We start from the raw sequence: 20939 nt of genomic DNA, 5'->3' as shown, positions 1-20939 counted from the left end.
CTCTTCATCCCGTTAGTTGCGAAGCGGCTTCCCGCTCGAGAGTGTGTATTGAATCCGCTGCATCGTCTTCGGTTCGCCTGACAGACTTAAGAAGGCTTCCCGCTCTAGATCGAGCATGTATTGTTCGGATACAAGCGAGCCAGCCGGTGCATGGCCGCCAGCCAGCACATGGGCAAGTTTCTTTGCGATTAAGAGATCGTGATCCGAGATGTAGCCGCCTTGATGCATTTGCAGCGCACCGAGCTGCATCACGGCAGAGCCATCCTCACCAAGCACGCGAATCGGCTCTTCCGGTGGAAGTAGATATCCTCCCCGATCCATCGCCAGAACCGCTTGCTTCGCTTCATAGATGCGATAATCGGCATGCACGATGACACGATCATTCGGCTGAGCGAAATGCAAATTACGCGCATCATCGCCACTTGTCGAGACTTTGGCGAGCGCGATGGTCTCGAACACTTTATTCATGAACGGCTGCACATCATCATCACGGTCTTTCGCGGATCGACTGACCCGAAGCGCCATCTCTTTGCAGCCGCCGCCTGCTGGTATTAGGCCTACACCTGTCTCTACAAGTCCGAAGTACGTCTCCGCCGCGAACAAAATCTGATCCGCTGGCATACAGGCTTCGACACCTCCGCCAAGCGTCATCCGATGCGGCGCCGCAACGACAGGTTTCTCAAGCCGTTTGAGCTTCAGCATCGTGTTCTGGAAGGTGCGGATAATGTTATCGACCTCATCCCATTCGCCGTCCTGCGCTTCCATGAGCAGGAGCATCAAATTGGCACCGACGCAGAAGTTCTTGCCTTCATTCGCAAGCACAAGCCCGCGCCAATTTTTACGAACCTCATCAACACTCTGCTGAATCATCGTGAGGATATCCACGCCAATGGCATTATTCGGCGAATGGAATTCAAGACAAGCGACACCGTCGCCAAGATCAATCAAGCTGGCCCCCGGATTTCCGCGAATGACCTTCTTCTGCTGCTTCAGCTGTGCGAGGGAGATGCATTCTGGAATCACATCAATCCCTTTCCATGCCTGCTGATTGGTATAGAACAATCGGTCTTCCTGCTGCTGGTAGAACGTGTCATGCCCTTGCTCCACCCATTCCATCACCCACGCTGGAACCGTCGTCCCTTCAGCCTCCATCCGAGCAATCGAGGCTTTCACTCCAATCGCATCCCATGTCTCGAACGGCCCGAGATCCCAGTTGAACCCCCACTTCATCGCCTGATCGATTTCTAGGATGGAATCTGCAATTTCCCCGACCTTCTCTGCCGCATAGATCAACACAGGCTTCACGATATTCCATGCGAGCTGCGAATACGTATCATTCGTTCCGAGCAGCGCGCGAATTCGTGCACGGGCGCCCTTCGCATTCTTCGCAGCTTCGAGAGATGCGGAAGTAATCTTGCGTGAAGGTTCATAGGACAACGTCTCCAATTGGAGCGCCTCAATGACGGATTTTCCGTCAGCCCCCTTTACCTTTTTATAGAACCCTTGCCCCGATTTCTCACCGATCCATCCTCGCTGAACGAGTTCCGTCAGCACACGCGGCGCATGAAATACCGATTTCTCCACCACTGCATCATCTGGTAAATTCGAATGCACATTATTCGCAACATGCACGAACGTATCGAGGCCAACCAGGTCCAGCGTTCGGAACGTAGCACTCTTCGGTCGACCTAACGCAGGTCCTGTTACCGCATCCACTTCCTCCACGGAATATCCCCCGCGCTCCATTTCTTGAAGCGTCACGAGCAGCCCATACGTCCCAATCCGGTTAGCAATAAAATTCGGCGTATCCTTCGCCTGCACAACACCTTTGCCAAGCCGTTTCTCTACAAAACCTTTCATAAACGCAAGAATTTCTGGATCTGTATCCGGCCCAGGTATGATCTCCAGCAGCTTCATATACCGCGGCGGATTGAAGAAATGCGTCCCGAGAAAATGCGCACGAAGCGCTTCACCGCAATCCGCGATCATCTCGCGAATGGAAATACCCGACGTATTCGAGCTCACGATTGTCCCCGGCTTCCAGACTTGCTCCAGCCGTGCGTAGAGCCCTTTTTTGATCGGCAATGATTCTGTTACCACTTCAATAATCCAATCGACATCCGCAAGCTGACGCAGGTCGTCCTCGATATTCCCAATCTGAATCCGTTGCACGAATTCCGGACTATAGAGCGGTGACGGGTTCGTCTTCTTCAGCCTAGCCACCGCATCCGCTGCGAGCCGATTGCGAAATGTAGACGAGGCCGGATTCAGGTCCTTTGCCTCCTCTTCCTTCGTTCGTGATTCTGGTACTCTGTCGAGCAATAAGCACGAGATGCCCACATTCGCGAGATGTGCAGCAATCGCAGCCCCCATAACGCCGGAGCCTAACACCGCTGCTCTTCGAATCATTCTTGTCATTTCGTCCATCCCTCCACTTCACTCACCACTACACTTCATTGCCAAATACCGCGAGCGCCAAAATTTCCGCAATATCCATCGCCCGCACCTGCTCTTCCACACCTTGCTGCTTCGTCCCATCCGACAACATCGTGAGACAATACGGACAGGCAGACCCAATCATCGTCGGCGATACCGCGAGCGCTTGCTCGGTTCGAGCCATATTCACCCGCTTCCCTTCCGTCTCTTCCATCCACATCCGACCCCCGCCTGCGCCGCAGCACATTCCATTCTCCCGGGACCGCTCCATTTCGAGCAGCGTGACCCCTGAAATCGCTCGCAGAATCGCTCGCGGCGGATCATACACCTCGTTGTACCGTCCGAGATAGCAAGAATCGTGATATGTGATTCGCTCTTTCAAAGCATGCTGCGGCATAAGCGCTCCCGATTCAATTAATCTTGCGAGCAGCTCACTATGATGAATCACCTCGGCCTTCAGGCCAAAATCGGGATACTCATGCTTGAAGGTATTGTAGGTATGAGGGCACGCCGTTACGATTTTCTGCACACCGTATTTCTCGAAGACGGCAATATTCTCCTGACATAATTGTTGGAAAAGAAGCTCATTCCCGAGCCGTCTCGGCGTATCGCCTGAATTGCGTTCTTCATTGCCGAGGATTGCAAAATTTATATTTGCTTCCTGCATAAGTCGCACAAAGGCTTCCGTAATTCGCCGTGAGCGAATATCATATGACCCCATCGAGCCCACGAAGAAAAGATATTCGAAACCCGGATTTTCCTGTACCGTTCTCACACGCTGCTTGTTTTCGTGAGACGAATCCGGATCGGCGCTTTTCCTTTTCGCTGCATATTCCTCGGCCCATTTCACTCGATCCATCCGACTCATACCCCATGGATTGCTCTGACGCTCAATGTTCTGCATCGCTCGTTGGCCGTCATGCGGCATACTACCCTGCATGAGCACGAGATGGCGGCGCAGATCAATAATTTTATCCACGTGCTCGTTATCCACAGGACATTGATCTTCACAGTTCCGACAGGTGGTACACGCCCAAATTTCTTCCTCCGTTATGACATCGCCGATCAACTGGACCGAATCGATTGACGCAGCCGGGTCCGCATGCCATGCCTGCTTCTGTGCAGACATCGTCGGTTTGATATTCACAGCGAGATGAGGTTCCGTATGAAAAGAGATCGGTGCATACTCCCCAGTCATCTTGTGCACACCGGAGCTATTGAACGCAAAAGCAGGAACCCATGCGGAGCTCGATGTCATTGCGGCGCCTTTTTCAGTGAGATGGTCGCGGAGCTTCGTAATCAGATGCATCGGTGAGAGCAGCTTCCCTGTACTCGCTGCTGGGCACACGTTGGTGCACCGACCGCATTCCACACAGGCATATAGATCCAATAGCTGTTTCTGCGTGAACTGTTCAATCTGATCCACCCCGAACGTCTCGGCGTTTTCGTCCTCCAAATCGAGCCTTACGAGCCGTCCCGGCGGTCCTTTTCTCCGGAGCCAGATGTTCACAGGTCCAACGATAATATGGAAATGCTTCGACTGCGGAACATACACGAGAAAAGCAAGAATAGTAAGCAAATGCACCCACCAGCTCACTTCCATCCACACGCTGACGGCATTCGAAGAAAGGCCCGCGAATAACCAAACTGCTGCAGAGGATAGCGGGGCGGCAAGCGATCCATCCAGATTGCTGTGAACCCGATCGAACCCTAAGAACGCTACGACCGACAACATCAAGGTACCGATAAAAAACACAACCAGACTCGGTTTAAAATCTCGTTTCAACCGCGTGAGCTTCTCTATGTACCGCCGATAGGCCGCGTAGAGGATAGCGAGCAGCACAAGTCCAACAGTTACTTCTTGCGTTAAGGTGAACCACGCTGCTTCGAACCAAGGAATTCCCCCTCCCGCCACACCTTTGACCAGAATGTCGAGCGCTCCAAACTGCACAATGACGAAACCATAGAAAATGACAACATGCATCACCCCACTGCGCCAATCCTTGAGCAGCTTGGATTGACCGAAGACCTGTGCTGCAAATCCATTACGCGCCGCACCATCGCGGGTCTGCTGTTCCATCCGTTTGCCGAGCCGGATATATTGCCATCGCCTGTACACGACCACGCCGAAAAGTGAAGCCGCATAGGCAGCTACTGCTATCGCGATCAGCAGGCGCACAATGGATGGGTTCATAGGCTATCCCTCCTCTTTTTTGCTCCCAAGTGGTCTGTCGTCACGTTTGCGATCCTCAATACTTGTATATGTCCAGTAAGATTGAAAAATGAATTTGGATAAGCGGTATTTTAGCAGTGTTCAATTAATAAACTTACGAAGAGGATGTTACTCTCGGCTGAGGCAATGAAGGCGAAAGGAGAACATAGGATGAATATTTGGGTATTGCTTAAACAGACGTTTGATACCGAGGAGAAAATTGTGCTCACGGGCGGCGGGATTTCCGAGGCTGGTGTGAAATGGATCATCAATCCTTATGATGAATATGCCGTTGAGGAGGCGATTCGCCTCGTCGAGCAACATGGCGGCAAGGTTAACCTGCTATCGGTGGGACCTGAACGAGCCGGGGAAGCCCTTCGTACAGCGTTAGCGATGGGGGCAGATGAAGCTGTATTGATTCATGATCCACGAATTCCACAGGATGAGTGGGCAATCGCCAAAGTGCTCTCTGCGTTCTTAACCGATCAAGGGGCAGATCTAATCCTCGGGGGCAATTTTTCCGTTGACAACGGTGCAGGGCAAGTGGCGATTCGGATCGCGGAGCAGCTCGGCTTACCGCATATTGGATCGATTACAAAGCTGGATATTTCAGCGGCGGGAGAGGCAATCGTTCACCGCGATGCGGAAGGGGATACGGAGATTATCGATGTTCAGCTACCCGCACTCTTCACGGCGCAGCAGGGGTTGAACGAGCCGCGCTATCCGACGCTGCCGGGCATTATGAAGGCGAAGAAGAAACCGTTCAGGCTGCTGTCACTGGACGATATTCCAGGCATTTCGCTGCAGGAACTTGAAGCTCGAACGATGAGGGTATCGTTATCCTTGCCTCCGTCGAGACAGGCAGGGGTTATTCTGCAAGGCGATCTGGCAGCCCAAGCCGCGGACCTCATTCGTCGATTGCGCCAAGACGCCAAAGTGATCTAGGAGGGAAGAACATGAGTCGTACAATCCTTACATTTGCAGAAATTCGAAATCACGAGCTGCGTCAGGTTGCCTTAGAATCGGTCAGCGCGGCAGTGAAAATCGCGGGGACAGCTCCTTCGGAAATTGCAAGCTGCCTGCTCGTTCCGGTAGATACATCGCTAGATATTCTAGAGCGCTATACAGGAAGTCTCTTCGCGCATGGCGTGAATCGAGTATATGTGTTGAAGCATGCGGACTTTGCAGCGTATCATGCGGAGCTGTATCTGGGCGCAGTGCAGCAGGTCGTGTCCACGGCGAATCCGGAGTTCATCATTTTCGGGCATACTTCGGTCGGCCGTGATCTTGCTCCACGTCTAGCTTCAACGCTGCAAGCCGGACAAATCTCAGATGTAACGGCGATTCAGCACGAGGATGGCAAGCTGCTCTGCACGCGTCCGCTCTATGCCGGCAAAGCGGTAGAACAACGAGTCTTTACCGGAACATCGGCAGCCCCTTCGATAATCACGATTCGGCCAAATAATATTCCGCTCAGCACGCCAGACTCCTCCCGCTCCGGTGAAGTGCTCGAGGTTGCATTCGCCCCGCCATCCTTGCGTACCATCGTTCGCGATGTCGTCCGCAAGACAAACGGTACGCTTGACCTGTCCGAAGCGAAGATCATCGTCTCCGGAGGACGCGGCGTGAAGAGTGCTGACGGTTTCAAGCCGCTCGAAGAACTCGCTTCCGTCTTGAACGGGGCCGTTGGCGCATCGCGGGGCGCCTGCGACGCGCGCTACTGCGATTATGGCTTGCAGATCGGCCAGACCGGCAAGGTCGTAACGCCGGAGATCTACATCGCCTGCGGCATCAGCGGCGCGATCCAGCATCTTGCCGGGATGAGCGGATCGCGCGTCATTATCGCGGTGAACAAAGACCCCGAAGCGCCAATCTTCAAGGTGGCCGACTACGGCATCGTCGGGGATCTCTTCGAGGTAGTACCGCTGCTGACTACGGCGTTCCGTGAGTTTCTGGAGCATGAGGCATAAGGCCGTGATTTGCGGACACTCAATCCGTTATTCACCCGTTTTTGATGTGCAAATCTACTTTCACGGACCGTGAATCCGTTATTTGTCATAAACATTGTTTGTTCTGGCGTGAATCACCTAAATAACGGATTCATGGTCCTCGGAAAGCCGTATATCACGAACAATCCATGGCATAGCGGATCGTAGGTCCGCACGCCAGTCTGTACGTGTAAATAAATTAGCATCGCACTCGCTCACTATGCTATTGCAGTAAAAAAAGCGTGGCTGATTCCCTCAGCCACGCTTCTCTATTTTTGTCAAACCCTACATTATATCGTTACCGCACCAAATCCCCCGTCGACTCGGATCAACGTCCCTGTAACAAAGCTGGATGCCGCTTCAGAGGCAAGCCATACGACGGCGCCTTGCAGTTCTTTCGGATCGCCAAAACGGTTCATTGGCGTATGGCTCATGATGGATGCGACGCGCTCGGGGGACAGAATCGAACGATTCTGCTCCGCAGGGAAAAACCCCGGTACGATCGCATTGACCCGTATCTTGTTAGGAGCGAACTCTCGAGCAAGGTATTGCGTCATGCTGTTCAACGCTGACTTGGATGCCGAATAAGAAAATACGCGCGACAACGGCGGTCCGGATGAAACGGAGCTGATGTTGATGATGCTGCCCCCCATTCCTCCATCGATCATCGCCTTACCGAATACCTGACAGGTCAACATCACGCTCTTGGCGTTGACATCCATAATCCGGTCCCATTCTTCTTCGGTAATCTCGAAGAACGGTGTTGCACTGTTCACTCCTGCCGTATTCAGCAATATATCGACGCGACCCGTCCACAGGACTATTTCTTGCAACGCCTGCTGTAATTCCGGCTTACTGACCGCATCCGCTTTGAACATCCTAGCTTTCCCCGTATCAAGCAGCGGCTGAAGATCTGTGACAGCTTTGTCCGGATTGCGAACCACCAGCGCCACATGAGCCCCGTGGGCGACTAACGCTTCAGCCATCACGCGGCCCAAGGTACTGCCTGCTCCAATCACGACCGCCGTCCGTCCAGACAAATCAAATAATGGTGATGGTGCTTGTAATGGCATTGGAACGAACTCCTCCTTTACATGGCTCATCTTCTCGACCTTAAGGTTTACTTGCGATGCGACGACGACGCCTGCAATATGCCTTTGCGGTATGCCTCCGGGCTGCACCCGGCAACTGCCTTGAACAATCGGCTGAAGTGTGCCAGATGGCGGAAACCGACCATTCGGCTGATATCCGATACCGAGTAGCTTGGCTTCAGTCGTAACCAGATTTTCGCCTGATTGATGCGGCGATTGTACAAATATTTAAACACCGTTGTGCCTGTCACTTCCTTGAACAAATTGGACAAATACGGTTTCGACAAATGGAGCGATGAGGCGATCGCCTCGAGTGTAATCTCTTCCGCATAATGATCCTCAAGAAACGAAATCACGCGTTGGACGTATCGTTCTTTCTCTGAGCGATGCTCACGTTCGTACACATGCTTACTGCATAATCCACCGACAAAGTGCATCAATTCCATGAATCGCAGCGAAAAACGATCATAGGCCGCATGAATAACCGGATCTCTCCGATGCCTGTACAAGTCGTTCATCCCAGTGAGTAGTCGGTCGAATTCCTCTTGATCCCGCTCGTTCAAATGTAAGCGGATGTTGCTCAGTTCCTCAAACGGCCGCAGTAGTTCCGCTGCCTTATTTGGCTGAAGAACAGTCGTTAAATACGACGGGTCAAAATGGATGATCGTTCGCACATAAGGGACATGAGGCACAGGATTCGGACAATGGAGCGTCATGCCATGCATTAAGATAAGGTCGCCAGAGGCAAGCGTCATGATCTTGTCCCCAATCAGATACGTGCATTCCCCGGTATGAAAATAATACACTTCGTAAAAAGCATGAGAGTGAAAAACTCCGTCAATCGGCAGCGAATTGCGGTACATGAGCTCGATCGGCTCCTGCAATTGCATGTTTTGCGACACAGAATCAACCTCCAGAAGCGCGCTAGGCGTCGGTTTGCAAGTAGTTCACGTTGTTGTAATGATTCTACCACACGACAGCCTTTTCGGTTAGAGAACGATCACGCTCATGGTGCCATAATGCCGTTCATGAATTCTACTTGATCACAACCGCGATATTCTGCGCTTGGATGCACAGTTCTGCCGCCTTGAACGCATGTTCCTGCGTCATCGCGTTCTCGGTTCGGTTCAGACAATCGAGAATAAGCTCCCCGAAAAAGGGAAAGCCTACCTGACCGGCCACGGCAAAATGATGTTCTCCTTCATGGTTCGCCATGTACACGTGATCCCCTCGCGGATCGCGCGCTACATCGATATATTTGCGCAGCTCGATATAGCCGTCCGTGCCGAGTACGATCGCTCTGCCGTCTCCCCAAGTGCCAAGACCATTTGGCGTAAACCAATCGACGCGAAAATAGTTCGTCGCCCCGTTGTCGCCGATCAACGTTGCATCACCGTAATCCTCCAGCTCGGGATAATCCGGGTTATTGTAGTTCGCCACCTTGCTGTGTGCTACGTGAGCATCCTTACATCCGGCAAAATACAAAAATTGCTCTACCTGATGGCTGCCAATATCGCAAAGAATTCCTCCGTATTGCTCTTTTCGAAAGAACCAATCCGGACGCGAAGCGGCGTTCAACCGATGCGGGCCCGTGCCGATCACCTGTAGCACTCTACCGATTGCACCGTCTTGAATGAGTTGCCCCGCATAAATAGAGCTCTCCGAGTGGAGCCGCTCACTATAATAGACCATATATTTGCAGCCCGTCTCGAGCGCCTTGGCACGTGCCGACGCAATCTGCTCCAGCGTCGTAAACGGCGTCTTGTCGGTAAAATAATCTTTGCCGTGGTCCATGACCATCAGCCCGAGTGCGCACCGTTCGGAAGGAATCGCCGCCGCTGCGACGAGCCGAACCTCTTCGTCGTGCAAAATAACGTCGAGCGAAGACGCCGCCTGAACCTGCGGATACGTGCGGCAAAACGCAGCCACCTTCAGCGGATCAGGATCGTACACCCATTTGAGCGTCCCGCCCGCTTCGATCAGCCCATTGCACTGGCCATAGATATGGCCATGATCGAGCGCTGCCGCGGCGAATACAAATTCACCAGGGCCGCATACCGGTTCCGGCTTTGCGGACGTCGGGGCGTAAGTCATGCCGTCTTTGTTCTGAAAACGAGGCGTTCCTATCGTTTCTGTCATCCCATTAGCCCCTCCCCTTCTTGGCACGGCTTAACACTTGCTGAAACACGCCGCCGAAATAATGCTCGATATCGCGACGAATGTCGTTTTCGCTCACCAGCCAGCGGTCTTGATGCAGCCGGGCATATTTGTTGTACAACACGCCAGTGATTACGGAACGCGAATGGTCCCATTTATTAACGAGCTGCTCCAACACGCGACAATCAGAATGCTGCGGGATGTAGCTTGTGCCGAGCAGCTCTGTGCGGAATGCCGTAATCTCGCGGATCATCGATTCCGTATGCAGGAACCACCAGCAACCGAAGATCGTCAAGTTGCTGAATTTCCGCGCCAGGACGGCTAATTCATGCTGGTTCTCCCGTGCAAGCACCGTCACAAGCAGCTGCAGCTCCGGGTAGCGCAAGCACAGCCGTTCCAGCAGGCCGAGGTCGGCCTGCATACTCATGTCACCGGCAAGGCGCAGCGCTGGATTCACTTGTCGGCGAACGCCGACCATCAGCGCCAGCGGTAGACCAAGCTCGCGGCAGACCGGCACGACCGCGCCATCGAGCAGCATCGTTAGCGCTTCACCCTGTGCAGGATACTGTACGTCGCCCGGCAGCGACGCCATAATATACAAGGCACCGATACGTCCGCACCAGTCGCGCAGAAAGCGCCGAACCTCGGCAAGCGTCGCCTCTTGAGACAGCGCCGAAGGATCGTCCGCAGCGACTGCGTAGCCGAGACTTCGCAGCTCAGTTGCCGCCGACGTCCAATCGAGCAGCAACTTGTCGATGCGCAGCGCCGCCTGGAAGCGCGCATCCGTGCATCCGCCCTTCAGCCATACAGCTCGCTCAACTGCGTCAAAAGGGTCGTTCGTCATAACGACTGTTTTCACTTTGGCTGTAGCGAGCACATCATCTACTTGTGAAGCAGCCGTCTTTTCCGCCCAGGCAGCGCGGTAAGCGTCCAGGTCGCGACCGTAGACGGATGGCGATAAGCCGAGTCGACTTAGCGCGGTAATGACACCGGACGCCGCTTCGCTTACAGGCATGTGATCGACGAATAAGGCCTTCCAGACCCGATCCGCTCTGCCTGCATCGTCCATTGCCCAAAATTCGTCGTACGACAATTCGCCCTGGCGGAAATACTCCGCCGTCAAATAATGATAAACAAGCAGCTGATCGATGCCCCACAACAGCCGCTCCTCAAAATCAGCGGAATACAAGTGGGTATGGATATCATAAACCGGCGTTTCCAAGACGATATGCCGCACCGTCTGCTCCAACTCGGCTAACGATTCGATCGACGCAGCCGGTTGGCGCAATAAGTTAACATTCGCGGGATTAGCATCGCTTGCAGCATGTCGTTCCATCCAGCGTTCCCCCCTTTGTGCACGTTCCTCAGGGAACGTGCTATGCTCGAAGTCTCAATTCAGCCCGATTCTAGAACGTGTCTTTCAAATCAACCGGCCCTGTGCTGCACGATACTGCAGCTTCCGGCTTGCGATACCTTGACGATTCGATTCGTTTGCGCAGCTCTGATTCATATAAGTCTTCATTCAACGGAAGCTCAACCCAGTCGTCAAGCCATGTCGACAAATGCATCGCGTTAGAGATGGTCAGGCCGTGAATGCCTTCCTCGCCCGGAGCGATAAGCGCCGTGCCGTTTCGGATGGCGTCGACGAAATTTTGCACAATGCCCGCGTGCTCTGAGCTCGTGTCATGAATAGGTACTTCGCATTTCCAATGCTCCGGTGAGCCGAAAGTCTCGCGGTTGCGAGCATTAAAGTCACGTTCCGACTCGCGCAGCCGCCAGAACGTCAGTCTTCCATCTTCGATGACGATTTTGCCTCGGTCGCCAGTCACTTCGAATCGGTTCGTCCCTGGCGCTTCGCCCGTCGTCGTGATGAATACACCCGTTCCGCCGTTCGCGTATTCCACATAAGCGGTGACGTCGTCTTCGACTTCAATGTCACGGTGTTTGCCGAAGTGGCAGAAAGCGCGAATCCGTACCGGCATTAATCCTGTCGTCCATTGCCATAGATCAAGCTGGTGCGGACATTGATTGATAAGAACCCCGCCGCCTTCGCCGCCCCAGGTAGCACGCCATGAACCGGAGTCGTAATAGCTTTGCGATCGATACCAGTTCGTGATGATCCAGTTCGTGCGACGGATTTCGCCAAGCTCGCCGTCTGCAATCAGTTCGCGCAGCTTCCGGTACAGCGGATTCATCCGCTGGTTATACACGATACTGAACACACGGCCGCTTGCCGCCGCGGCTTCATTCATCTCCCGCACCTGCTTCGTATAGACACCTGCCGGCTTCTCGATCAAGACATGCATCCCTTGGGCCAGAGCACGCTGCGCCTCCACCGGATGGTCGTAATGCGGCGTTGCTACGATGACGGCATCCACATTGCCGGATGCCAGCATCGCCTCTGAATCCGCATATACAGCTACCCCCGAATAAGTTTCCGCCGCCCAAGCGCGTTTCTCAGCATCACCATCGCTAATCGCCGCTAATACCGCACCTTTGATCGTGCCTGACTTTAAATGATTAGCATGGCCCGCTCCCATGTTGCCGATGCCGACAATTCCAATTCGAACGTTACTCATATCGTCTTCTCCCCCTCGATTATGGCTGAACCGACCTCGTATCATTAGCATTGTCGTTTCGTTTATATCTGCATTTCATTTCTATTTCGGCTGCAGCTCACTCAAGCTCTTCCCACCAAGTCCTCATTTGCTGGGCATATAAGCTTAACATCGTTTTCGTATCGTACGCTTCGCTGAAGTCTTCAACCCCGAGCCAGCCGTCGTAACCAACGGCCTTCAGATCAGCTAATACCCGCTTCCACGGTACCATGCCTGATGCGATCGGCCTCCAGGAACCCGACCAAGCAATCGGATTCAATGGCTCTGCTTCCTGGCCGCCTTGCTCCGCTTGCGGAAAATTCGGATGCTCTACGCCGCTGGCATCCTTCGCAACGGGCCTCCAGCCCGCGTTTTTGACATGGACATGAGCTAGATATGGACCCAGCAACTCCATGCCCATCCGGTAATTCTCGAAGCCCTCGTGCACCATATTGCCTGGATCGTACAGTACACCGACCTTATCGGGGTTAAGTCCTTGTACGAGCCGGTAGGCTGCACTTGCGCTTGGCGCAATCGTAAAATGATGCGTCTCAACAAGTGCCTTAATGCCATACTCACCAGCAAGTCCCTCAACCGCCTTCAAATAATTGACCGCGTCTTGAAACATCTCGTTGTAATTCCGTGTACCGTTATAGAAAGGGACGCCAACGCGGACCATCGACGCGCCAAGCTGCACAGCAAGCTTGAACACCGCCTCCGTTCCATCCAAATCGCCGCATGTGAGGTACGGCGTTAGTGCGATCGATTGCAGCCCGTAACGGTTAGCAGCGCTGCTAAATACGGAGATCTGCTCGTCGGTAGCGCGGGGATCGATGGTGCTCAGATTATTGCCCCAGAATGAAGGGGAGGCTTGAAGTTGGGCATCTTGCGGCTGCTCCTTACAGCGCCATTCCAATCCTTGAATTCCTGCCGTCGATGCGGCTCTGGCAAGTTCCTCCGGCGTTAAATCAGGCGTTGCGACAGTAAATACGGATAATTTCATATTAATGGCCTCCTCGCTTTATCTTCTCGACCGTCTCCCAGATGCCGTTCAAATACGCGGCCCCCAAAGCGCGGTCGTACAAGCCGTAACCAGGGCGTCCTTGCTCTCCCCAGATCATCCTGCCGTGATCGGGGCGCAGCGGCCCATCGAATCCGGTATCCCACAGCGCCTCCAGCACGCGCACCATATCGATAGAGCCGTCCGTCGAACGGTGCGACGATTCCTGGAAGGAACGAGCGCCGGTACGAAGGATATTGCGCGTATGGGCAAAATGTATCCTCCCCCGGTCCCCGAAATAACGGATGATCTCGATCAGATCATTATTGGGATCGGCGCCAAGCGAACCAGAGCAGAACGTGATGCCGTTCGCGGGACTATCGATATGATCCACAAGCCTACGCAGCTGCCGCATATTGCCGACAATGCGCGGCAACCCGAATATTGGCCACGGTGGATCGTCGGGATGGATCGCCATTTTCACACCGGCCTCTTCGGCTACGGGAATGACCCGCTCCAGAAAATAGGCCAGATTGGCCCACAATTCGTCTTCGCTCATACTTCGGTACTGCCCCAGCAAATGCTGCATTTCCTCCTTCGTATAGCTGGCATCCCAGCCAGGCAGCGACAAATCGCCTTGCGCCGGATTCATGCGTTGTATCTTTTCGTCTTCGAACGTGAGCGTCGTTGAGCCATCCGGGAGCGTAAAGGCCAGATCGGAACGCGTCCAGTCGAACACTGGCATAAAATTGTAGCAAACAACCGGTACGCCCGCCTCGCCTAATCGCCGAATCGTTTGACTGTAATTTTCAATCCATTGGTCGCGATTTGGCTTCCCAAGCTTAATATCTTCATGAAGAGGAACGCTCTCAACGACCGCAAGCTTCATGCCGTGCGACTCGATTTCGGATATCAATGCAGCGATCGCCTCATGCGGCCACACTTCACCGACAGGAACATCGTACACAGCCGATACGATGCCGCAGACGCCCGGAATTTGCCGAATCTGCGCCAATTTCACAGGATCGTTGCCTCCGAACCAACGAAACGTCATTTCCATGGACAACCCCTCTTTCTAACCCATCTTTGTATATCGCTTCGTGTACGTTTTCGTTTGATTCCGGTTAATTCAGCCCCATTGTAGCACACGAAATTTAACGCTTTGACGCTTTTTCCTATGATCTTAACCACAGTCAAATAAACTGGCAAAGTTCAACGTTTCGGTCAACAAGGAAGCGCAATACGTACATATGGCGCATTCAATTTCCACGCATTCCCCACAAGCAAAAAAGAGCAATCCGCCAATGGCAGATTACTCCTTCCTCCAAACATTTATTCTTTTCAGATCATCACAGGCATCATCCATCACACAGTAGCGCATTCACGCCAGTTACGGAAACCAGAAACCACGAGTCGTTATGATATGCACTAATAAAGGAAAAGAGCCGAAAAGACGGATGGATACCACTCTATCCTACAAATATCCAGTATAGGCATGATTTCGCTCCTATTTAGCTCTCCTATCCTGCAGCAATCCAACATAGCAAAAAAGCGCGACTAGCGATTCGGCCGTGCTCCCGATCATACCACTGGTATCCACGATCAATTAATCGTCGTTCATGTCGTACAGCAGCCCGGGCTTCATTGTAGGCTCACGATGAAAGGTACCGCAGATGACATCCATGACCGGCCCATAATCTCAACCGCGATCACATTAGCCTCCGTGCATATAAGTGGTTAAAAGTTGCTACAGTTCATCAAAGTAGCGAAAGTTCACCCGCATAATTACCATCCCCTTCATTTATGTGCTAAAAGTGAAGTTATTTTTAGTTATGTATCCATATACAATGTGAGTATCTTTAAACCAACTTTGAATAATCAATAAAAAAGAATGGAGTGAATAATATGAAAAAAACAAAACGTTCCTTATCCCTTCTTCTTTCAAGTACCCTTTTGGTTTCTTTATTAAGCCATGTTGGTTCACCCCAAAAAGTTCTTGCCTCCACAACCGTAAGAGTTGACCCCAATATGCAATATCAAACTTTAGAAGGCTGGGGCGCTAACCTTGCTTGGTGGGGAAATACCATTGGAAAATGGCCTGAGGCAAAAAGAAATGAAGTTGCTGACTTGCTATTTAGTGAAAATGGTCTTGGAATCAATGTCCTTCGATTTAACATCGGAGGTGGCGATAATCCCACGCATGATCACATGAATTCTGGCAGCTTTGTTAATGCAGAAATGGAAGGCTATCAACCATCTCCAGGGGTTTGGAACTGGAATGGCGATGCCGGAGAACAAGAAATGCTACGGCTTGCAAAAGAAAGAGGGGTAACGATCTTTGAAGCCTTTGCAAATAGCGCTCCTTATTGGATGACCCTATCAGGCTGTAGTGCAGGTAATACGCTTTCACTACCAAACTTCAACACCTCTTACAAAACCGATTTCGTCAATTATTTGTTAGAAGTGACTAAACATTTTAAAGACACAATGGGAGTAAATTTTAGAACAATAGAACCATTGAATGAACCGGATGGCTTTTGGATGCAAGGGAGACCTCAGGAGGGAATGATCGTTGAACCCTGGGTTCAAAAAGATATTCTAAATGAATTAAAGTCAAGAATTGATGCTACTCAGCCTGGTCTGCAAATTACTGCCAATGACTCTTGGAGTATGGATAATCTAGACAATCACTATTATCAGTATGATGCGAATGCTAAAAATGCAATTTCCCAACTAAATGTTCACGCTTACAGTGGTAGTGACAGAATAGGCGTAAGAGAATTGGCGAAAAATGATAAAAAGAGGCTTTGGATGAGCGAATATGGAACTGGATCAAGTACGGACTTAAATGCAATCTCTAATGGCTTAACGTTAACGGGTACCATGATGAAAGATTTAAGGGAAATGAAACCACAAGCTTGGGTATATTGGCAACCCGTGGAAAATAGTGAACAAAGAGGCGACGCCTGGGGATTCTTACAAGCACACTATTTAGACAACACCTATCAATACAATTTTACGAAACAATACTATACCTATGGTCAGTTCTCAAAATTTATTAAGCCTGGCTATAAATTAATAGATATTGGTGATGATAATTCTATTGCTGCCTATGATAAAGATTCTAAGAATCTAGTCATCGTGGCGATGAATAATACGTCTAGTGATATTTCAAACACTTATGATTTAACACGTTTTGATTCCTTATCACCTTCAGCTAAAGTATATAGAACCTCTGCCACTGAAAATATAGCTGAAAAATCTGACCTCACGATAAACGATAAGTCTTTGAATGCTGATTTACCAGCAAATTCAGTAACTACTTTCGTCATACCTGACACCAATTTTACTCCAAAAGGAACAATACAAACGCTTAATAATTTTAACTATACAGGCGATTTCTTAAACGGAGCAAAGGATAGCTATGCACAATTATCATTCTTTGGTACTAGCATTGAATTAAACGGTATGAAGAGTCCAAATTCAGGTATAGCCGCCATATCCGTAGATGGTGGTGCAGAAACCTATGTTAACCTTTATAGCAGCTCTACTAAAGATAATACTTATCTTTATAGCCCAAGCAATCTACCTTTAGGGAACCATACCATAAAAGTCAGAACCACGGGGGATAAGAGCAATTTCTCTCAAGGATCAATTATACAATTATCCAGTGGAACAGCTGTAACGAATGCAGAGAATAAAATTGTAATATTAAACAATGAAAGTAGACCTATTCAAGACGTAAAGGTTGCTGTTGAATATTATATCAATGGATCGAAACATTATGATTATGAATCCACTGGTGTTTGGGATAATACAAAGGAACTTTCTTTATTCACTGAAGGTGCACATTATGATGGTACCCAGTGGCTTGGTGATTTACTAACCAACTCAGGTGATCTACCTGGAGATAAAAAAATAGAAATTACGCAATTGGATTACAATAAACCCATTTCAAGTATGCGTGTTTATGTTGACTTCTGGATTAACGGTACTAGACATCATGATTATGAGGATATAGGTGCCTATAACGGAACAATAACCTTAAAGCTAGATGGAAATGGTGGTACCTTTGATGGCATCCAATGGCATGGAGATTTCTTAAGAAAATAACTTCTAAGAAATCATTCGTTCTAAACGTTGCTGCTGGGTCAGATGATTCTCTAATATATAAATATTCATTCCTGCTCCTCAGTCTTTCTTAAAATTAGCGTTTGTTAGAAGAGATGAGATTCAGCCGCTGTTTCTAGGGAAGCAACGCTTCATGTATTATGGAAAACGAATTATTAATCCGCTAATATGTTCTTCCTCCCCCTGCCCCACCCACACAACAGGCCGTCCTTTAAGGACGGCCCTCAGTTTGACGATATCTTGCTCATCGATTAGCACATTAAGGTGAGGAGGGGAATCTCCTGTAAGAGTCTACGTCCGGCATTTGGTAGCCCATTGCATCCATCCTATCTCATCATCTTAGCAATGGGCGGACAAGAGCCGGCTGGAAGGAGATCCCCTCCCACACTCTTGTGCATAATCGCCCCCCCAAGATATGGTCAACCACGCTGCCCTTAACAGACGGCCTTACTCCATATTGAACTTATACCCATATCCCCTTACCGTCTGAAGCATCTTCGGATTGCTAGGATCAAGCTCTATTTTCCTGCGCAAATTGCTCATATGAACCATTACAGTCCGCTCATCACTGTCATTGCCTTGCCCCCAGATCGTATCGAACAAATGAGAGACGCTGTAGACACGGTTCGGATTCTGTAAGAGATACATGAGCAGCTGACGTTCCTTCACGAATAACGACACGCTGCTTCCATTCACCCGCACCTCTACGGTGCGCATATCGATCTCCAGATGTCCGTGACGCCATAGACTCGCCTTCTCTTCGACCTGACGCTTCATCGCGGACCGGCGCAAGTTCGACTTGACCCGCGCGACCATTACCGTCGGATTGAACGGCTTCGTCAAATAATCATTGCCGCCCAAATCGAGCCCGTTCACTATGTCCTCATTATCTCGCTTGCAACTGACGAAAATGATAGGAACGTCTGATATCAGACGCACCTGATTGCATACATCCATTCCACTCATCCCTGGCAGTAAGATATCGAGCAGGATCAGATCCGGCTTCTCCGAAGTTACCAATTCCAGCCCTTGCTCCCCGCTCATCGAATGAATGACGTGATAGCCTTCCCGCTCCAGGTATAACCCCATCAGTTCTCCAATTTCTTGATCATCTTCAATGACTAAAATCGTCTGCTCTGCCATCTGCCTTCCCCTCCAACCTCATCTGCTCTTCCTGGAGCAATGGAATTGTAAAATACACGTCGCTGCCTTCGCCTAGCATACTGCACATCTGGATCGTACCCTCGTGATAAGCGACAATCTCTTTGCAAATAGATAACCCCAGGCCTGCACCCTTCTGACCCGATCGCTTACTGGCACTCCCCCGATAGAAACGATCAAACAAATGAGGAATCTCCTCTTCCGCCATGCCTCTGCCGGTATCGATAATATGAACCGTAAATTCCATCGTATCCACCTGGACAAGGATTTGAATTTTCCCTCCAGGGTCCGTATGATACTTTGCATTGTACAGCAAGTTCGAGACAACTTGTTCGATTCGAACAGGATCGAAGAGGGCTGCGGCCTTCTCCTGCTCCGCATGATCCCCCTGAACTTCAAATGTATAGTCATACTCCACCAGATCAAATTTATATTTATCGTACAATTTCCGTAGGAAAGGAGTAATCTGCGTTTCTCTGCGATCGAATGTAATCTGTCCCGCTTCAAGCTTCGATAACTCGAACAAATCTGCGATGAGCCGATCCAGATATAACGTTTTCTCAAAAATAATTTTCATATATTTCGGCTCGCCGGGCGGCACAACCCCGTCCATCATTGCTTTAACATAGCCTTGGATCGACGTCAGCGGGGTTCCGAGCTCATGCGAAATATTCGATAACAGATGTCTTCTCGACTGCTCCAATTGACTAAGAGACTTGTTAGCATGCGTCAGCTCGGCATTGGATTGTTCCAGTTCAAGCGTTCTACGCCGAATATTGGTCGCCAGCGTCTGGTTCCATTCACCAAGTTCCTGCGAGAGCCGCTCGGACTGTTCGAAGGATGAAGAAAATTGATGCGCTAGCAGGATCCCCTGCAAAATAAGCCCTAGAAACATCCCCAATGACAATACGTCTGCGAACCCGAACATCGTCTTATAATAGAGCAGCTCGCTAATCACACACGGTATGATGATGAGAATCGTGGCGAGATGCAGCTTCGCTCCCTGAATACCGTGTCCAACAGCCATCCCGCTTAAATACAACCAATATACGGTGACTGCGACAAAGACCATCAGATACAGAGGTAGAGTCTGCGTAAATAGGAGTGCCGGCGTGAAAATGACGATTAAGCTAAGCACTAGATGAATCCCGATGACGATGGATGCAGCCCACCGATTCAGGTACTTCTTAAATTGATTCTGTATATAACAAGTAAAGAAAATCACACCACTATAAGCCGTCAAATATTCAAGCTTTACCGCCATTTCCCACGGCAGTTCTGGAAAGAAAGATATGAGCAGCGACTGCCCCAATAGAAGTGCACGCAAACCGATAACGATACAAGTCAACCCAAAGTATAGAGGAGACTTGTTCTTGCTGCGCTGTAAATAAAAAAAGATGTGGTACAAACCGAACACCAGCAGCGTACCAGATAGGAACACCTCATACGCGATGCTTGCCTCACGCTTGCTCGTGATCACTTCAGGATCGCCAAGCTCAATACGCTCCCAGATCCCCGCCTTCCGCTGCACGAAGCTCGATACCTGGATGACAACCTCAAGTTCGGATTGATCCGGTTGAAAAGAAGCCATCTTCGCATAATTTCTTGGCACCGATGCCTCGGCATTCGGACCAACCGTCCCGTTCTCCAATACAAGCTCGCCATTCACCCACAGCTTGTACGCCGTAGCAACGCCGTGTACATAGATCGACTTCATCCGTCCGACCTCAGCAGGCGGCAACTGTACAACGAGCCAGTAGGTGGCATAACCTTGGTTGGATAACGCCTGACTTCTGAGCGAATAATTGGTCCAGGTATCTGGCACTTGCGCCAACACTGGCTTAGGCAGTCCTGCCATCTCTTTAAATCGCTGCGGATCAATCAACGACTGCCAATAGAATAACCATTCTCCGTTCAAAGGCAGTACACGGTCCCTGGCGTGACTCCAATTCTGCGCGTCGAGCACACCATTTTTCGCTGTAGGTGCAGTATCTTCAATGGCTGCCGATGACGAATCCGCAGCAAGCACGGTCCCCCCACCCCATAAGCCAAACACAAATATCCATATCATGAACCAACTTCGTAACGATCGCATTCCATCAGATCCTTCATATCAAGTCGTGAACAATTCATTACATAATTCACCATTTCTTGATAAAATCCTGC

General features: G+C 50.6%; 14 protein-coding genes. 3 read left to right on the top strand and 11 right to left on the bottom strand.

The genetic code is table 11. The features are described from left to right. Positions 1–12: 12 nt before the first annotated feature. Positions 13–2418, bottom strand: a complete 2406-nt coding sequence (locus AC3WU2_RS23515; protein WP_492457428.1) for a 3-hydroxyacyl-CoA dehydrogenase/enoyl-CoA hydratase family protein — start codon at positions 2416–2418, stop codon at positions 13–15. A gap of 28 nt (positions 2419–2446) precedes the next feature. Then, complete coding sequence (locus AC3WU2_RS23510; protein WP_492457427.1) at positions 2447–4630, bottom strand: (Fe-S)-binding protein; 2184 nt, start codon at positions 4628–4630, stop codon at positions 2447–2449. Between the two features lie 189 nt (positions 4631–4819). Here AC3WU2_RS23510 and AC3WU2_RS23505 point away from each other — a divergent pair, with 189 nt between their 5' ends. After that, complete coding sequence (locus tag AC3WU2_RS23505) at positions 4820–5593, top strand: electron transfer flavoprotein subunit beta/FixA family protein (RefSeq protein ID WP_492457426.1); 774 nt, start codon at positions 4820–4822, stop codon at positions 5591–5593. A gap of 11 nt (positions 5594–5604) precedes the next feature. Continuing rightward, positions 5605–6618: an electron transfer flavoprotein subunit alpha/FixB family protein gene (locus tag AC3WU2_RS23500; RefSeq protein ID WP_492457425.1), complete on the top strand. Its 1014-nt coding sequence runs from the start codon at positions 5605–5607 to the stop codon at positions 6616–6618. A 308-nt stretch (positions 6619–6926) separates the two neighbouring features. Here AC3WU2_RS23500 and AC3WU2_RS23495 read toward each other — a convergent pair whose 3' ends face one another. The 7 genes from AC3WU2_RS23495 to uxuA form a co-directional block, all read right to left on the bottom strand. Then, entirely contained in the window at positions 6927–7709 is a 783-nt protein-coding gene (locus tag AC3WU2_RS23495) for an SDR family oxidoreductase (protein WP_492457424.1), read from the bottom strand. 47 nt (positions 7710–7756) lie between these two features. Further along, a complete protein-coding gene (locus AC3WU2_RS23490) occupies positions 7757–8629 on the bottom strand; it encodes a helix-turn-helix transcriptional regulator (protein WP_492457423.1) in 873 nt (290 codons plus the stop codon). 133 nt (positions 8630–8762) lie between these two features. Continuing rightward, positions 8763–9866, bottom strand: coding sequence for a Gfo/Idh/MocA family protein (locus AC3WU2_RS23485; RefSeq protein WP_492457422.1), 1104 nt, complete (start codon positions 9864–9866; stop codon positions 8763–8765). A gap of 4 nt (positions 9867–9870) precedes the next feature. Then, a complete protein-coding gene (locus tag AC3WU2_RS23480; RefSeq protein ID WP_492457421.1) occupies positions 9871–11220 on the bottom strand; it encodes a glucuronate isomerase in 1350 nt (449 codons plus the stop codon). A gap of 70 nt (positions 11221–11290) precedes the next feature. After that, entirely contained in the window at positions 11291–12463 is a 1173-nt protein-coding gene (locus tag AC3WU2_RS23475; protein ID WP_492457420.1) for a Gfo/Idh/MocA family protein, read from the bottom strand. Between the two features lie 97 nt (positions 12464–12560). After that, positions 12561–13484, bottom strand: coding sequence for a sugar phosphate isomerase/epimerase family protein (locus AC3WU2_RS23470; RefSeq protein WP_492457419.1), 924 nt, complete (start codon positions 13482–13484; stop codon positions 12561–12563). Between the two features lies 1 nt (position 13485). After that, the gene (gene uxuA / locus AC3WU2_RS23465; RefSeq protein ID WP_492457418.1) at positions 13486–14541 is read right to left on the bottom strand and encodes a mannonate dehydratase; all 1056 of its coding nucleotides are present in this window, start codon (positions 14539–14541) and stop codon (positions 13486–13488) included. 845 nt (positions 14542–15386) lie between these two features. On the opposite strand from uxuA, the gene AC3WU2_RS23460 reads away from it, so the two are divergent. Further along, positions 15387–17594 (top strand): glycoside hydrolase family 30 protein, encoded by a 2208-nt coding sequence (locus tag AC3WU2_RS23460; protein WP_492457417.1) that lies wholly within the window; start codon positions 15387–15389, stop codon positions 17592–17594. A 465-nt stretch (positions 17595–18059) separates the two neighbouring features. Here the strand turns inward: AC3WU2_RS23460 and AC3WU2_RS23455 are convergent, their stop codons facing one another. Both AC3WU2_RS23455 and AC3WU2_RS23450 read right to left on the bottom strand, forming a co-directional pair. Next, a complete protein-coding gene (locus AC3WU2_RS23455; RefSeq protein WP_492457416.1) occupies positions 18060–18755 on the bottom strand; it encodes a response regulator transcription factor in 696 nt (231 codons plus the stop codon). Continuing rightward, positions 18727–20868 (bottom strand): sensor histidine kinase, encoded by a 2142-nt coding sequence (locus tag AC3WU2_RS23450; protein WP_492457415.1) that lies wholly within the window; start codon positions 20866–20868, stop codon positions 18727–18729. Before AC3WU2_RS23450 ends, AC3WU2_RS23455 begins: the two co-directional genes overlap by 29 nt. Positions 20869–20939: the final 71 nt, after the last annotated feature.

The organism is Paenibacillus sp. EB106-05-06-XG162, assembly GCF_058791655.1.
This window is presented reverse-complemented; position numbering and strand designations above follow the sequence as displayed.

Bases quoted from the DNA above. Each gene is read 5' to 3' on its own strand.
- uxuA (WP_492457418.1), bottom strand. From the start codon at position 14,541: ATGGAAATGACGTTTCGTTGGTTCGGAGGCAACGATCCTGTGAAATTG.
- AC3WU2_RS23450 (WP_492457415.1), bottom strand. From the start codon at position 20,868: ATGCGATCGTTACGAAGTTGGTTCATGATATGGATATTTGTGTTTGGC.
- AC3WU2_RS23455 (WP_492457416.1), bottom strand. From the start codon at position 18,755: ATGGCAGAGCAGACGATTTTAGTCATTGAAGATGATCAAGAAATTGGA.
- AC3WU2_RS23515 (WP_492457428.1), bottom strand. From the start codon at position 2,418: ATGACAAGAATGATTCGAAGAGCAGCGGTGTTAGGCTCCGGCGTTATG.
- AC3WU2_RS23485 (WP_492457422.1), bottom strand. From the start codon at position 9,866: ATGACAGAAACGATAGGAACGCCTCGTTTTCAGAACAAAGACGGCATG.
- AC3WU2_RS23475 (WP_492457420.1), bottom strand. From the start codon at position 12,463: ATGAGTAACGTTCGAATTGGAATTGTCGGCATCGGCAACATGGGAGCG.
- AC3WU2_RS23460 (WP_492457417.1), top strand. From the start codon at position 15,387: ATGAAAAAAACAAAACGTTCCTTATCCCTTCTTCTTTCAAGTACCCTT.
- AC3WU2_RS23470 (WP_492457419.1), bottom strand. From the start codon at position 13,484: ATGAAATTATCCGTATTTACTGTCGCAACGCCTGATTTAACGCCGGAG.
- AC3WU2_RS23500 (WP_492457425.1), top strand. From the start codon at position 5,605: ATGAGTCGTACAATCCTTACATTTGCAGAAATTCGAAATCACGAGCTG.
- AC3WU2_RS23480 (WP_492457421.1), bottom strand. From the start codon at position 11,220: ATGGAACGACATGCTGCAAGCGATGCTAATCCCGCGAATGTTAACTTA.
- AC3WU2_RS23495 (WP_492457424.1), bottom strand. From the start codon at position 7,709: ATGCCATTACAAGCACCATCACCATTATTTGATTTGTCTGGACGGACG.
- AC3WU2_RS23510 (WP_492457427.1), bottom strand. From the start codon at position 4,630: ATGAACCCATCCATTGTGCGCCTGCTGATCGCGATAGCAGTAGCTGCC.
- AC3WU2_RS23505 (WP_492457426.1), top strand. From the start codon at position 4,820: ATGAATATTTGGGTATTGCTTAAACAGACGTTTGATACCGAGGAGAAA.